Raw genomic sequence first — 13,532 nt, 5'->3', positions numbered from 1 at the left:
CGTTCGGGCGTGGATGCACCGGCGACGCTACCGAGGGCTATGGCTGGTTTTGAGGCGTTTTCTGCCGAAAGACCGCTTTGGCAGGTTTTGCGAATTAATTACCAGCCGTGTGGGTGACGGACGGCGGGCCGGGCCGGGGCGGTACTGCTGACCGAAGCGGTACGATGGGCGCTCCGCCGACCTGAGCCCGCACTCCCAGAGCCTCAGGAACCGCAGGTGGGCCGCCGTACGGACGCTTCCGCTCCTGGCGAGGAGGCCGAGAGCATGTCACGCCCCGAGCTGGACGCGCGCCCGCGGTGGCGGCGTACGGGCCACCACCGTTTCCCGTTCGCCGCCCTGGTCGACGGTCAGTGGTGGGTGCTCCGGCTCAACAGCTTCCCCGACCACGCGCACTGGACGCTCTTCGTCGACGGCCACAGCCGCCTCGACCTCGACGACCCGCCCCCGGCCTGGGAGCGACCGACCGCCTCCGCGCCCGCACTGGACAGCGGCGTCGCCGAGGCGGTCGTGACACCCGTGCAGCACCTTGTGGCCTACGGCAGTGAGGTGGGCCGGCCCTGCGACGATCCGTTCTGTTGCGGTTGACCGGCGGCCGGCAGCACGGGCGCGCTCGGCTCAGGTCAGCAGCCCGGCCAGGCTGAGTTGGTTGACGGCGGCGCCGACGTCGGCGTCGGGCCGGTGGGCGAACAGGGCGGCCACGTGGGCGGTCGTGGCGTGGCCGTTGGCGGCCGCGGTCAGCAGCGTCCCGCACGGGCCCGCCGTCCCGGGGCCCGTCTGGCCGACCATGGCGCGGGCGGTGTCGTCCGGCGTCCAGATGGCCGGGAGGGCGGCGTCGAGTTCGGCCGAGGTGTCGGTGGTGCCCCGGTACCAGCGGCCATCGACCCACCACCAGCAGAAGGTCACCAGGCCGTTGCGGTTGCGGGTGTTGAGGACGCTGTCGGTGATCCAGGCCGGCGCCCCGGTGTAGAGGTCGGGCAGCGGCGCACCACCGTTGTACGCCGCGTCGAGCAGCGGGGAGTTCCACCGTCCGCCGGAGAGCACCGCGCGTCCACCGGGAAGCAGGAAGAGCGTGGATCCGCTGCGGCGGTCGCTCTCGTACCAGCCGTGCCCCGGGAAGACCCGTGGCCCCCAGTCCGATCTGACGCCGGCGTACGCCGCCGAGAGCACGGCCCAATGCGCCCACAGGTCACGGAGGGAAGGAAGGTCGTCGGCGGCGACGGCCCGGCGACCGGCTGCGGTGTCGCCGGCTGCGTCGGCCGCCGCCCGCTGCGGGTCGCGGCCCTGTGCGGCGGGCCCGGCGACGTACCCGGCGAGCCACACCGGTACCTGCGGGCGGGGATAGGTCGCCAGATCGTTGCGGTAGTGCTCGGGCCGCATCAGCTGGCCGTCCGGGAAGGGCTCGTCGCCGTAGTCGTAGTTCACGCTCGTCTCGCCACGGTTGGTGACCGCCAGCAGGAGCCGCCACCACGGCCCGGCCGGCATCTGCGCCGCGACGTGCCGCTGGCGCCGAACCAGCTCGCCGATCGACTCGGGCACCGGTACCGGTACCGCCCAGGGACCGGACCGGAACGACAGGTGCGCGATCTCCGCGGAGGTGGTGAAGGCGAACTCGGCCGAGAACCGCTCCCAGCCGGGCGGCCCGAGCAGGGCCAACTGCTGCACGATCGGCTCGATCAGCCGCGACGCCTCCGCCGCGATCCTGGCCTCCTCGGCCCGGTCGTCGACGACGGTGAATCCGCTGATACCCGGTGGGCCGTCCGCCGTGAGCCGGTTGAACTCCCGGGCGAACTCGGCCATGAACTCTGCCTCATCGGATTCACCAGGGGGGTGCCCGCTGGCGCGTTCCCGCGCAGTGAACTGCTCCAGGGCCTGCTGTGGGGGAATCGAGGACGACACCTCCTCGATCCGCCCGGAGTCACCGACCATGAACACCGAACGCCCCACCGGCATGTCCAGGAACGCCATCGGATCGCTCTCGTCGACGTCCACCGGCGCGTACACGCTCCAACCGGTCTCGAAGCGATCCGCCTCCAGCCCTTCCGTGGGGTAGTCCAGCCCTCGGGAGCGAATCCGGTCCACCACCAACGAGATCGCCTGTGCTGCGTCCACAGCGGTACCTTCCCTGTCCGCCGTCATCTCGACGAGGAAAAGTCCGGTAACGGCGAGACGTTCCGATAGCTCGGCCGCCGCGAACACGTTCGACAGCCGGAGTGTGCCACCCATGCTCGACTGCGTCCCGGCGAACCGCAACCCCTGCTGCGGTCCGGCAACACAAGGGCCGGTCCGCTGGTGCGGACCGGCCCCGGTCGGGTACGGCCGTCAGGGCTTCCAGGAGCCGGCGGCCTCGAAGTTGTGCTGGTACTCGACGACGCCCTTCTTGTCGGCCACGTCGAAGACGACGGTGCCGGTGCGCTTGCTGCCGCTGCGGAGGTCCACCCCCGAGGCGAGCGGGCTGCCGCAGCCGGAGAGCGCGCCGACGAGCCCGTTGGCGGTCTTGCCGTCCTGGCCCACCCACTCGAAGTAGAACGGGTTGACCGAGGCGGTGCCCTTGGTGACCCGCACGGTCACGTCGGCGATCAGGTACATCCCCTCGTCGGGGTCGGGCGCGAAGGACCGGCAGCCCTTGTTCGAGGTGGTGAACCGGTCGATCGTGATCTCGACGGTGCCCTCGTCGTCGGTGATCACCAGCGTGTCGCCGGCCTTCATGTTGAAGGTCTCGCCGTCCTGTTCGCTGCCGGTCGGTTCCGGGGCGGCGGTCGTCGGTTCGGTCGCGCCGAACGGCTGGGCGTCGGTCGGCCGGACCAGCGGTGCGCCCTGGCTCCCCGGGGTGGGCGCCTGGCCGATGCCGGTGCCCTGGGTGCCCCCGTCGTCGCTGGCCAGCACGACGAAGATGCTCCCGACGCAGCAGAGCAGGACGAGGACGACCACGACGGCGACGCCGATCAGCGCGGTCTTACCACCGCCACCGCCGGAGGACTTCGACGGCGGCAGGGGCAGGCCGGGGTACGGCCCGGGCGGCCCGGCCGGGTACGACGCCATCGGGGTCGGGCCCGGCGGGTAGGGCACGCCGGCGGCCGGGTGACCGGGCGCCCCGGGATAGCCGGGCGCTCCCGATGTCGGCGGCGGGTAGCCGGGCGCACCGGAGACGGGCGGCGGGTAGCCGGGGCCGCCCGAGCTGGGTGGCGGATAGCCGGGGGCGCCGGAGACCGGCGGGTAGCCCGCGCCGGGTGCCCCGCTGGTCGGGTACGGCGGCGTGCTCTGCTCCGGCGGGTACGACTGGTACGGCGAGCCGACGCCCGGCGGATACGCCGGCGGGTCGGACGGGTACAGCGGCGGCGCCGCCGTGGGATCCGGGTAGTACTGCGGATCGGAGTACGCGTAGGGATCAGGGTCCGGCTGGAAGGGATCCTGCGGCGGGCCTGGGGGGTGACTCACGGTGCTCCCGGATGCAGAGGGTCAGGGCTCGGCGCGCTCTCACCGGGGCGCCGACGCACCGACCCATCCTGCCGTGCGTCACCCCGGTGGTCGTCGGCTGAACGGGTCGATCATGCGGTCTGACCGACCCGGCCGGCAGGCCCAGGGTGGTGGCCCGGGCCGGACGCACCTCGACCGGCACATGCCCGGGAACCGGCGTCGAGTGCGGGGTGTCGGGGCTCGCGAACCGGTCAGTGGTGCGGCAGGACCGCGGCGGTGCGCACCAGACCAGTGTCCACGGCGAACCGTCCGGTGATCAGGCGGGGTGGGTCGCTGACCTTCTCCCGGGCCGCCTCGACCTTGTCCGGGGCGATCCGGGCGGTCCACGAACCGGAGTCCGGGTCGAACTCGACCAGCGCGTCCCGGAAGTCGAGCCAGGTGCCGACCACCGGGTGCCAGACCTTGTAGACGCTTTCCTTCGCGCTGAAGACCAGCGCGGGCCAGGAGACGCCGGCCGGCAGCCGTTCGCAGCGTTCCACCTCCTCCGGCAGGAGGACCAGCCGACGTACCCCGGCGTCAAGGATCTTGTGCTGTTCGGCGTCCATGCCGACCGACCGGATCTCGTCGGCGCGGGCCGTGGCGGCGGCGCAGTAGCCCCTCGTGTGGGTGATGGTGCCGACCACGCCCGCCGGCCAGACTGGGGACCGGTCGGCGGCCGACGGCACCGGCACCGGATCGAACCCGAGGGCGGCGATGGCCCGCCGGGCGCACACCCGGCCGGCGGTGAAGTCGCGCCGCCGGCTCTCCACGGCGCGTTCGCCGAGGCAGGCCCGCTCGGCGTCGAGCAGCTCACCGGTGAAGTCCGCCGGCCCCGCCACGACCACGGCGACCGACGGTGGCAGCAGGTCACGCATCACGCTCCCCCTTCAGGTACGACCGCAGCCGGGCCGGCGTCGAGTCGGTCCCACGGTACTGGCGGCGACCCGGGCCACGGTCGCCATGCTGCGGAAGGTACCCGAGGCCGGTGCCGGCGGGTCGTCCGCCGGCACCGGCCGGGTGGGTCAGAACGCGTGGGTCACCGTGATGGTGATGTTCGAACAGGAGTTGGCGTGGCTGGTGAGGGCGCTCTTCTCGGCGCTGTCGACGGTCAGCCGCCAGCGGGTCTTCACAGCGGCCCACTCGGCGACGTACCGGCACCGGTCGAGGCTCGGCATCCACGTCGTCGGGTCCTGGTCGCCCTTGGACTGGTTGACGTTGTCGGTCACGGCGACCAGCGAGCGGGCGTCGCCCAGGTCGTTGGCGTAGGACTGCCGGCGGGAGGTGGTCCAGCTCCGGGCACCGGAGTCCCACGCCTCGGCGAGCGCCACCATGTGGTCGATGTCCAGGTCGGCGGGGTTGGTCCAGTACGCCCCGTCGTAGTAGGAGTACCACCGGCCGCCGGAGAGGGTGCACCCCGAGCCGACCGACGGCTTGGTGGTGGCCTCGGCGATCAGCACCTCGTACCGGGTGTTGCAGCTGTCGCCGTCGGCGTCGATCCAGTGCGGGAAGAGGTCCCGCGAGTAGCCGGTGCGGTTCTCGGTGGCGACGGGCAGGTTGGCGACGAGGGTGCGCAGTGGCACCGAGACGGTGGCCGCCTGCGCGGGGGCGGTGAAGCCGAGGGTGGCGGTGGTGACGGCGGCGAGCAGGCCGCCGACCCAGCGAGAGGTACGGTTCATGACATCTCCATCCGATCACGGTATTGCCGTCATTCGACGTGCCAGAGGTGCCCAGGGCTCCTCGTCCGCGTGAACTGACAGAGAAAATTATCGATATCTTGCCTAAATGTCGATAGGGGCGCATCGATCAGGCGGCGGCCGGAGTCGAGTGTCCATGGTGGACCCCCTTGCCGCTGTCTGCCGGATGTGAACCATTTGTCCGGCGCGGCGTCGGTCGGAAATCTGACTCTGGCACACCCGTTGTGTCGGCGAACCAGGGGTGGTTAAGCTTCCTCTTGCGCGCCCCAATCGCCCGCTTCCCCCGTGGCAGGCGATCGGGGCGCGTCTTTGCGTGCCCTCGCCACCGTGCCGGTCGGCGAGGCTTCCGCAGGCGTCGTCCGCCCCCCGAAGACCCCGCCGCCGGCTCGGCGGGAAGCGGTCAGATCCAGCGTCCGTCCAGCCACATCCGCGCCGACCAGTCGGCGTAGGGGAGCAGGGTGCCCACGAAGATCGGGTGGAAGTAGGCGAAGCAGATCGCCACGAGCAGCACGTACGCCCCCGCGATCACCCCGCCGAACAGCCGCCGGTCGTACGCCGCCTGCGCGGTGGCCGACCCGGGCGGAGCCGGCGCCTGCTCCCCGGCCGGCGAGACGATCGCGCCGAGCACGTAGACCACCGCCAACACCAGGAACGGCAGGGCCGGCGCGGCGTAGAAGTTGAACATCACCCGGCCGTCCAGGGCGAACCAGAACCACGGCAGCAGGCCGCCCGCCACCGCGAGCAGGATCGCCCCGGCCCGCCAGTCCCGCCGGGCGATGCCCAGCCAGACCACCGCGACCAGCGCCGGTAGGAACGACCACCAGAGCAGCGGGGTGCCGAGCAGCAGGATCTCGCTGGCGCAGCTCGGCGCGCCGCAGTTGCCCTCGCCGGACCAGTGGAACGCGACCGGACGACCGAGCAGCAGCCACTGCCACGGCCAGGACTGGTACTTGTGCGGGGTGCTCAGGCCGGTATGGAAGTCGAACGCCGCCCGGTGGTACGTGTACAGGTTCTGCAACGCGCCGAGGACCGGGGTGTCGCTCAGCCCCTCGGTGCCCGGGTAGCGCTCGGCAAGGCGGTAGTACCCGTCGTCGGAGAGGAACCAGCCCGTCCAGGTGGCGAGGTAGGCGAGGAACATCGCCATTCCGGCGAGCACCAGCCAGGGCGACTCGTCCACCAGGGCGGCCCGCCACGGGCGACGGACCCCCGCCGACCGGCGGACCCCGACCTCCCAGAGGACCACCATCAGCGCGAAGACGGGTACGAAGTACAGCGCGCTCCACTTCACGCCGACCGCGCAACCCAGCAGCACCCCGGCGGCCAGCCGCCACCAGGCGACGGCGAACGGCGGCCGGGCCCGGCCGCCGGGGCGGGACACGTCCAGGCCGGCGTCGAGCGCCGCGGCCCACCGCCGCCGTTGGGCGTCCCGGTCCAGCACCAGCGCGCCGAACGCGGCGAGGACGAAGAAGAGCAGGAAGATGTCGAGCAGGGCGGTGCGGGAGAGCACCAGGTGGAAGCCGTCCAGGGCGAGCAGCAGGCCGGCGGCGCAGCCGAGCGCGGTGGAGCGGAACATCCGCCGGCCGATCCGGACCAGCAGCAGGACGGAGAGCGTGCCGACGACGGCGGCGGAGATCCGCCAGCCGAACTCGGGGGTGGTGGTCAGCAGGTGGCCCGGAACCGAGATCTGGTGCTCGGTGTCCTGGTAGCCGAAGGCCCACTCGCCGAGCCCGATCATCCACTTGCCCAGCGGCGGGTGGACCACGTACGACACGGCGTTGTCCTTGAAGTTCCACTCGACGCCGTGCTCGATCAGGCCCCAGCCGTCCCGGGCGTAGTAGATCTCGTCGAAGATCTTGCCCTTGATGTCGCCGAGTCCCACCAGGCGCAGGATCGCGGCGATCGCCACCACCACCGCCGTGGCCAGCCAGGACCGCCGGTCCAGCCGGTCGTCGACGGTGGCCAGGCGACGCCGGACGACGTCCGGCAACCGACCGCCCCCGCTCTCGCCCGGCGGGACAGCCCCGGACTGCCCGGCGGACTCGTCGGTCCGCTCCACCGGTCCGCGCTCCGGCTGGTCTGCGCTCGCGCTGTGCGCTGTCGACGCCTGGGTCACCACGAAATCGTAGGCCGCCCGGCTGCCCGCTGGAGGCCAGGTTTCCGTCACGACGAAACCTGTCGATAGGTGATCTCCGGTTGCCGAGGGTGAGGCGCCGGGCACCGACTGCCTATTCTGCTGGTGCCGGACGGCCGGTTCAGAATGCCGTGACCAGGAAGCCCAGGGTGACCAGCGCCGGCCCGCCGACCGCCGTCGCGACCGCCCAGCGACGGGCCCGCCGGCCGGGCAGTCCCGCCGTGCCGGTGACCCGGACGATCCCCGCCGCGCACGCACCCACCAGGCCGAAGCCGAGCAGCCAGCGCAGGTGCAGGGTGCCGCCGCGGTCCGCGTACGCCGTCCGGCCCGCCGGCCCGGTCATCCGGGCCGGCACCGGCTCCGCCGAAATTCGCTGGTCGGCGGTGAGGCCGGTGACCCGTACGCCGTGCGCGACGAACCGGTCGGCGCCGGCGGTGAAACTGCCCCGACACCGCTGGGTCAGGCCGCTGCCCGTGCAGTCACCGACCACCGTGCCGGTCGTGCCGTGCCCGACGGCCAGCCAGAACGGTTCCGCACTCACCCAGGCGAAGAAGGCCACCAGCAGGCTGAGTCCCAGCAGTCCCGCCAACCCGGGGAGGGGATCCCGTTGCCGGACCACCCGGGGCCTCGGCCGTCGGCGGGCGCGGGCCCGGGCCGACCTGGCGTGCGCGTCGTCGGACGGCTGCCCGGCCCGGATCGGGGTGCCGTCCCAGTGCACCTCCTCGATCGGCAGCCAGAACTCGCCGGCGTCGCCGCCGGCGCCCGGCAGGTCCGGGCGCTGGCCGTCGGAGTACTGCCGGACCGGCACCCGCTGCGGTACCACGCCGACCGGCGCACCCGTGGTGGGTTCGACCTCGACGCGACGGGGTTCGGGCGGGCCGGGGGACGGGGGTTGCGGTCGAGCGGGGGCCTGCTCGTGGTCGCGGGCGGCTCCTCTGCCAGTCACGGTGTTCATTGGACACCGAGTTGGCGGGGTGAACGAGCAGCTCAGAGTGCGTGTCGGCGACAAATCGGGCGGGATGTGGCGGGTCGTCGGGAAGCGGACCTGTCCGGCCCGACCAGCCGGTACGGCCTATTGGTTGGCTACCGGTTCCCGGCGGTCACTAGGCTTGCTGGTCATGAGTCACGTTCTCGCGGCGGTAGCCTGGCCGTACGCCAACGGCCCACGCCACATCGGCCACGTTTCCGGTTTCGGCGTCCCCTCCGACGTCTTCGCCCGGTACATGCGGATGGCCGGCCACGACGTGCTCATGGTCTCCGGCACCGACGAGCACGGCACGCCGATCCAGGTGCAGGCCGACGCGGAGGGCGTCACCCCCCGTGAACTCGCCGACCGGTACAACCGGGTCATCGTCGAGGACCTGCACGGCCTCGGGCTGTCGTACGACCTCTTCACCCGGACCACCACCCGCAACCATTACGGCGTGGTGCAGGAACTCTTCGAGGGGATGCACCGCAACGGGTACATCGTCCCGAAGGTCACCATGGGTGCGATCTCCCCCTCCACCGGCCGTACGCTGCCCGACCGGTACATCGAGGGCAACTGCCCGATCTGCGGGTACGACAGCGCCCGGGGCGACCAGTGCGACAACTGCGGCAACCAGCTCGACCCGATCGACCTGATCAACCCGAAGTCGAAGATCAACGGCGAGACGCCGCAGTTCGTCGAGACCGAGCACTTCTTCCTCGACCTGCCCGCCCTGGCCGACGTGCTGGCCCGCTGGCTGGACACCCGCGAGGGCTGGCGGCCCAACGTGCTGCGGTTCTCCCGGAACCTCCTCGACGACCTCCAGCCCCGGGCCATCACCCGGGACCTGGAGTGGGGCGTGCCGATCCCCCTCGACGGCTGGCGGGACCGCGCCGACAAGCGCATCTACGTCTGGTTCGACGCGGTCATCGGCTACCTCTCCGCCTCCATCGAGTGGGCCCGCCGCTCCGGCGACCCCGAGGCGTGGCGGAAGTGGTGGTCCACCGACGCCCAAGGGAAGGACGCGCGTGCGTACTACTTCATGGGCAAGGACAACATCGTCTTCCACTCGGTGATCTGGCCGGCGCTGCTCTCCGGCTACTCCGGCGAGGGCGCGCGGGACGGCGAACCCGGCCGGTACGGCCGGCTGAACCTGCCCACCGAGGTCGTCTCCAGCGAGTTCCTGACCATGGAGGGACGGAAGTTCTCCTCGTCCCGCCGGGTGGTGATCTACGTCAGGGACTTCCTCGAACGGTACGACGCGGACGCGCTGCGCTACTTCATCGCGGTGGCCGGGCCGGAGAGCAACGACACCGACTTCACCTGGTCCGAGTTCCTCCGCCGGAACAACGACGAGCTGGTCGCCGGCTGGGGCAACCTGGTCAACCGGTCGATCTCGATGGCGGCGAAGAACTTCGGCGCGATCCCGCCGGTCGACCCGGCCGGCCTGACCGAGGCCGACAAGGCGCTGCTCGCGGTGGCCCGGGCCGGTTTCGACACGGTCGGTGACCTGATCGCGCGGCACCGGCAGAAGCAGGCCATCGGCGAGGCGATGAAGGTGGTCGCCGAGGCCAACCGGTACCTCTCCGAGCAGGCCCCGTGGAAGCTCAAGGGGGAGGACGACAAGCCCCGGATGGGCACCATCCTGCACGTCGCCCTCCAGGTGGTCAGCGACGCGAACACGCTGCTCACCCCGTTCCTGCCGCACTCGGCGCAGCAGGTGCACGAGCTGCTCGGCGGCACCGGCGTGCACGCGCCGATGCCGTCGATCGTCGAGGTCGAGGACCTCGACGGCGGGCCGGCGTACCCGGTGCTGACCGGCGACTACACGGTCGGCGCGCGCTGGGCTTCCGTACCGCTGGAGGTGGGCCGGCCGCTGGCCGCGCCGAAGCCGGTCTTCCGGAAGCTCGACCCGTCGATCGTCGACGAGGAACTGGCCCGCCTCGGCGGCTGATCGCCCGACGCCCCCGGGGCCGTGGTCCCCGGGGGCGGTCGGCGGTCGGCTCAGGCGTGGGCCATGGCCCGGGTGCCGATGAACTCGATTATCGCCCGGTTGACCTCGTCGGCATTGGTCCACGGGGTGCCGTGCGGCGCGCCGGGCAGGGTGACCAGCTTGCTGTTCGGCAACATTGGCGCGAGGCGCTGTCCGGTGGCCGGGAACGGCAGGACGGCGTCCGCGTCGCCCTGCACGATCAGCACCGGCACGTCGATCCGGGGCAGGTCGCCCCGGAAGTCGGTCAGCCAGGCGTCCACGCAGTCCAGGGTGCCCTTCGCCGAGGCCTGCGCGCCGATGTGCCAGTGCGCCCGGTACGCCTCCTCGCTGACCAGCCGTCCCTTGTTCTGCTGGTAGTTGAAGAAGTTGTCGCAGAAGCTGGTCAGGAAGGCGAACCGGTCCGCCATGATCGCCTGCTTGAACCCGTCGAAGAGTTTCTGCTCGACGCCCTCCGGATTGTCCGCTGTCTTGAGCAGGAACGGGGCGAGCGGGGCCAGCAGGACCGCCCGGCTCACCCGCGTCGACCCGTACGCGCCGAGGTAGCGGGTCACCTCGCCGGTGCCCATCGAGTGCCCCACCAGCACCGCGTCGCGCAGGTCGAGCTGGTCCATGAGCATCTTCAGGTCGGCGGCGAACGTGTCGTAGTCGTACCCGAAGGTGGGCTGACCGGAGTTGCCGAAGCCGCGCCGGTCGTACGTGATCACGCGGTACCCGGCGTCCAGCAGGGCCATCGTCTGCTTCTCCCAGGTCGCGCCGTTGAACGGGAACCCGTGGATGAGCACCACCGGTTGCCCGGTGCCATGGTCCTCGTAGTAGAGGTCGATGGGCCCGGAGTTCTCCGAGCCGACGGTGATGAAGGGCATGCGGTCTCCCCAGACGTGACGGTCGGACAACGGCGTCTTCCCGTACCGCCAGGGGTTATGCGCCGCCGGGGGTCATGCCGCCGCCGGGCTGCCGGGGGTCATGCCCGCCGGGCCGCTGGGGTCATGCCCGCCGGGCGGCTGAAGTCGTGCTCAGCGGGGGTACGGCAGGTCGACGACCCGGTCGTCGGTGACGTCGGTGGCCGGGGCCCAGGTCTCGTAGACGCCCCGCTCGTGGCACTGCGCGCCGGTGGCGGCCACCGCCTCCGGGCCCGGCCGGCACAGCCGTAACCGCAGCCAGCCCGTCTCCTCCCGCAGCACCACGCAGTCCACGTCCCGCCAGCGCGTGTACCGCAGCCGCCGCCGGACCGACTCCACCGGGTACCGGGCGGCCCAGGTCAGGGCCTGCACCCGGAACCCGCCGGGCAGGTCGGCCACCGCCTCGTACTCGTTGCCGTCGTAGCTGCCGACCAGCCAGGTCGAGCTGGCGGGCTCGGCGATCGGCACGTACTCCTGGTCCGGAGAGATGCCCGGCACGTTGGCCAGCAGGTGCCGCCAGCGCGGCCCGACCATCCGCAGCCAGCCCCGCTGTTCGGCCTGGTAGGCGTAGAGCACCACCTCGACCCCCTCGGCCGGGTAGGCGACCAGGGTGGCGTTCGCCGGCATCGGCAGGTCGGCGAAGTCGCGGGTGACGAACTCCGGGACCACCTGGCTGCTGCTCGGCGCGAAACCGGTGCCGAGCACGGCCGCGCCCACCCGCTCCCCGGCCGCCAGCTCGGCCAGACCCGGGTACGCCTCACCGATGGGCGCGTCGTAGTCGGCCGGGTCGACGGCCCGCCAGCGCAGCGCGTACACCACGTCCTGCTCGGGACCACCGTCGGTGCGCAGCACCGCCAACGTCGCCGGGGTACGCAGGTGCGCCACGTCGTGCTCCCGGTGACAGAAGCCGTGCGGCAGTAGCCCCCGTACGTGCCCGAGGAGTTGCTGGGCGGAGAGCACCTTCACCATCCGGGTGCCCCGCCGGACCACCGCCGAGGCGCGCAGCGCGGCGAGCACCGGGTCCCCGGCGGCGGACGGCTGTTGGGTGAGCCGCTGCACCTGCGCCCAGCTCCGGTCCTGGTGCAGCGGCACCAGCAGCGGCGCGTCCGGTTCCTCGTCCGCCGGCCCCGACCCGCCCTGCACGGCGGTGACCTCTGAGGCGTGGACGAAGCGCCGCCACGGCAGGGGCGCGCCGGGGCGCGGCGCCCACTCGAACCCGGGCAGCTCCACCCCGCTGAAGATCTCGTACGCGGCGCCCCGGGCGATCTCCTCCGCCGGGTACGCCGTGCCCTGGTACGTCACGCGCGGCCCGGTCCGGGCCGGGGTCACGTCGCCGAGCTGGGTGGGGGCACTCACCGGTCGAACGGTAACCGCCCTGGGTACCGCCCGGATGAACGATGGATTGCCGGCCGGGTACGCCGGTCACGGGTCGGGTACGCCGGTCACGGGTGGTGTGTGATGCTCATCGGCGATGAGTGAGCCGACCGAATCCCGCCGCCAGCGCGCCGCCCGCCGGGCCGGGGAGTTCCCGCCCGTTCCGGAGCCGCTGCCCCACCCCGTACCGGACAGCCACACCCACCTCGACATCACCGTCAGTGAGGCCGGTACGCCCGGCGGCCCCGCCGACGACCCGATCGCGGCGGTGATCGAAGTGGCTGCCGGGGTCGGCGTCGACCGACTGGTGCAGGTCGGGGTGGACGTCGACTCCTCCGTCTGGGGCGCCGACGTCGCCGACCGATACCCGGCGGTGGTCGCCACCATCGCCCTGCACCCCAACGAGGCGCCCCGCCTGGCCGACCTGGACGAGGCACTGCGCCGGATCGAGGCCCTCGCCGCCCGGGACCGGGTACGTGGCATCGGCGAGACCGGACTGGACTTCTTCCGTACCGGCGAGGAGGGGCGGGCCGCGCAGGAGGAGAGCTTCCGGGCGCACATCGCCATCGCCAAGCGGTACGCGAAGCCCCTGGTGATCCACGACCGGGAGGCGCACGCCGAGGTGCTGCGCGTCCTCGACGACGAGGGCGCGCCGGAGACGGTGGTGCTGCACTGCTTCTCCGGTGACGCGGAGTTCGCCGCCGAGTGCGTCCGCCGGGGCTACCTGCTCAGCTTCGCCGGCACGGTCACCTTCGCCAGCGCCGGGGTGCTGCGGGAGGCCGCCGCGCTGACCCCGCCGGAGCAGATGCTGGTGGAGACCGACGCGCCGTACCTCACCCCGATGCCGCACCGGGGTCGGCCGAACGCCTCCTACCTGGTCCCGTTGACCGTCCGCGCGCTCGCCGAGACCAGCGGCACCGACCTGGCCGACCTGTGCGGGCACCTGTCGGCGAACGGGGAACAGGTCTTCGGCCCGTGGCGGTGAGCCCGGGCGGTGGCGCAGCCGGCTGGGCGGTGGCGC

At 72.3% G+C, this 13,532-nt stretch carries 11 protein-coding genes; 3 read left to right on the top strand and 8 right to left on the bottom strand.

The genetic code is table 11. The features are described 5' to 3' along the window. Positions 1 to 264: 264 nt before the first annotated feature. Entirely contained in the window at positions 265 to 585 is a 321-nt protein-coding gene (locus tag GA0074692_RS21380) for a hypothetical protein (RefSeq protein ID WP_091646952.1), read from the top strand. A gap of 30 nt (positions 586 to 615) precedes the next feature. Here GA0074692_RS21380 and GA0074692_RS35405 read toward each other — a convergent pair whose 3' ends face one another. The 6 genes from GA0074692_RS35405 to GA0074692_RS21350 form a co-directional block, all read right to left on the bottom strand. Then, on the bottom strand, positions 616 to 2,109 hold the full coding sequence (locus GA0074692_RS35405; protein WP_218106696.1) for a hypothetical protein: 1,494 nt from the start codon (positions 2,107 to 2,109) through the stop codon (positions 616 to 618). A gap of 210 nt (positions 2,110 to 2,319) precedes the next feature. Continuing rightward, positions 2,320 to 3,435: a DUF4352 domain-containing protein gene (locus GA0074692_RS21370; RefSeq protein WP_245730403.1), complete on the bottom strand. Its 1,116-nt coding sequence runs from the start codon at positions 3,433 to 3,435 to the stop codon at positions 2,320 to 2,322. A gap of 230 nt (positions 3,436 to 3,665) precedes the next feature. Next, a complete protein-coding gene (locus GA0074692_RS21365) occupies positions 3,666 to 4,328 on the bottom strand; it encodes a 4'-phosphopantetheinyl transferase family protein (RefSeq protein WP_091646951.1) in 663 nt (220 codons plus the stop codon). A 147-nt stretch (positions 4,329 to 4,475) separates the two neighbouring features. Next, complete coding sequence (locus GA0074692_RS21360) at positions 4,476 to 5,129, bottom strand: HNH endonuclease family protein (protein ID WP_091646950.1); 654 nt, start codon at positions 5,127 to 5,129, stop codon at positions 4,476 to 4,478. A 418-nt stretch (positions 5,130 to 5,547) separates the two neighbouring features. Beyond that, complete coding sequence (locus GA0074692_RS21355; protein ID WP_091646949.1) at positions 5,548 to 7,260, bottom strand: dolichyl-phosphate-mannose--protein mannosyltransferase; 1,713 nt, start codon at positions 7,258 to 7,260, stop codon at positions 5,548 to 5,550. A 139-nt stretch (positions 7,261 to 7,399) separates the two neighbouring features. Beyond that, entirely contained in the window at positions 7,400 to 8,233 is an 834-nt protein-coding gene (locus tag GA0074692_RS21350) for a hypothetical protein (RefSeq protein ID WP_176738531.1), read from the bottom strand. 163 nt (positions 8,234 to 8,396) lie between these two features. Here GA0074692_RS21350 and metG point away from each other — a divergent pair, with 163 nt between their 5' ends. Then, positions 8,397 to 10,199 carry a methionine--tRNA ligase gene (gene metG / locus GA0074692_RS21345; protein ID WP_091653863.1) on the top strand — a complete coding sequence of 601 codons (1,803 nt, stop codon included), beginning with the start codon at positions 8,397 to 8,399 and terminating at the stop codon, positions 10,197 to 10,199. 50 nt (positions 10,200 to 10,249) lie between these two features. Here the strand turns inward: metG and GA0074692_RS21340 are convergent, their stop codons facing one another. Next, positions 10,250 to 11,101, bottom strand: a complete 852-nt coding sequence (locus tag GA0074692_RS21340) for an alpha/beta fold hydrolase (RefSeq protein WP_091646947.1) — start codon at positions 11,099 to 11,101, stop codon at positions 10,250 to 10,252. A 150-nt stretch (positions 11,102 to 11,251) separates the two neighbouring features. Next, positions 11,252 to 12,493: a hypothetical protein gene (locus GA0074692_RS21335; protein WP_091646946.1), complete on the bottom strand. Its 1,242-nt coding sequence runs from the start codon at positions 12,491 to 12,493 to the stop codon at positions 11,252 to 11,254. 115 nt (positions 12,494 to 12,608) lie between these two features. Between GA0074692_RS21335 and GA0074692_RS21330 the strand changes: the two genes are divergently transcribed. Further along, complete coding sequence (locus tag GA0074692_RS21330) at positions 12,609 to 13,496, top strand: TatD family hydrolase (RefSeq protein ID WP_091646945.1); 888 nt, start codon at positions 12,609 to 12,611, stop codon at positions 13,494 to 13,496. Positions 13,497 to 13,532 lie beyond the last annotated feature (36 nt).

This window comes from Micromonospora pallida (assembly GCF_900090325.1).
GTDB classification, from domain to species: domain Bacteria; phylum Actinomycetota; class Actinomycetes; order Mycobacteriales; family Micromonosporaceae; genus Micromonospora; species Micromonospora pallida.
The sequence above is the reverse complement of the archived record's forward strand: the minus strand, read 5'-3'. Positions and strand labels throughout refer to the sequence as shown.

Excerpts from the sequence above, each read along its gene's own strand:
- GA0074692_RS21380 (WP_091646952.1), top strand. The coding sequence starts at position 265 with ATGTCACGCCCCGAGCTGGACGCGCGCCCGCGGTGGCGGCGTACGGGC.
- GA0074692_RS21365 (WP_091646951.1), bottom strand. The coding sequence starts at position 4,328 with ATGCGTGACCTGCTGCCACCGTCGGTCGCCGTGGTCGTGGCGGGGCCG.
- GA0074692_RS21360 (WP_091646950.1), bottom strand. The coding sequence starts at position 5,129 with ATGAACCGTACCTCTCGCTGGGTCGGCGGCCTGCTCGCCGCCGTCACC.
- GA0074692_RS21350 (WP_176738531.1), bottom strand. The coding sequence starts at position 8,233 with ATGAACACCGTGACTGGCAGAGGAGCCGCCCGCGACCACGAGCAGGCC.
- metG (WP_091653863.1), top strand. The coding sequence starts at position 8,397 with ATGAGTCACGTTCTCGCGGCGGTAGCCTGGCCGTACGCCAACGGCCCA.
- GA0074692_RS21340 (WP_091646947.1), bottom strand. The coding sequence starts at position 11,101 with ATGCCCTTCATCACCGTCGGCTCGGAGAACTCCGGGCCCATCGACCTC.
- GA0074692_RS21330 (WP_091646945.1), top strand. The coding sequence starts at position 12,609 with ATGAGTGAGCCGACCGAATCCCGCCGCCAGCGCGCCGCCCGCCGGGCC.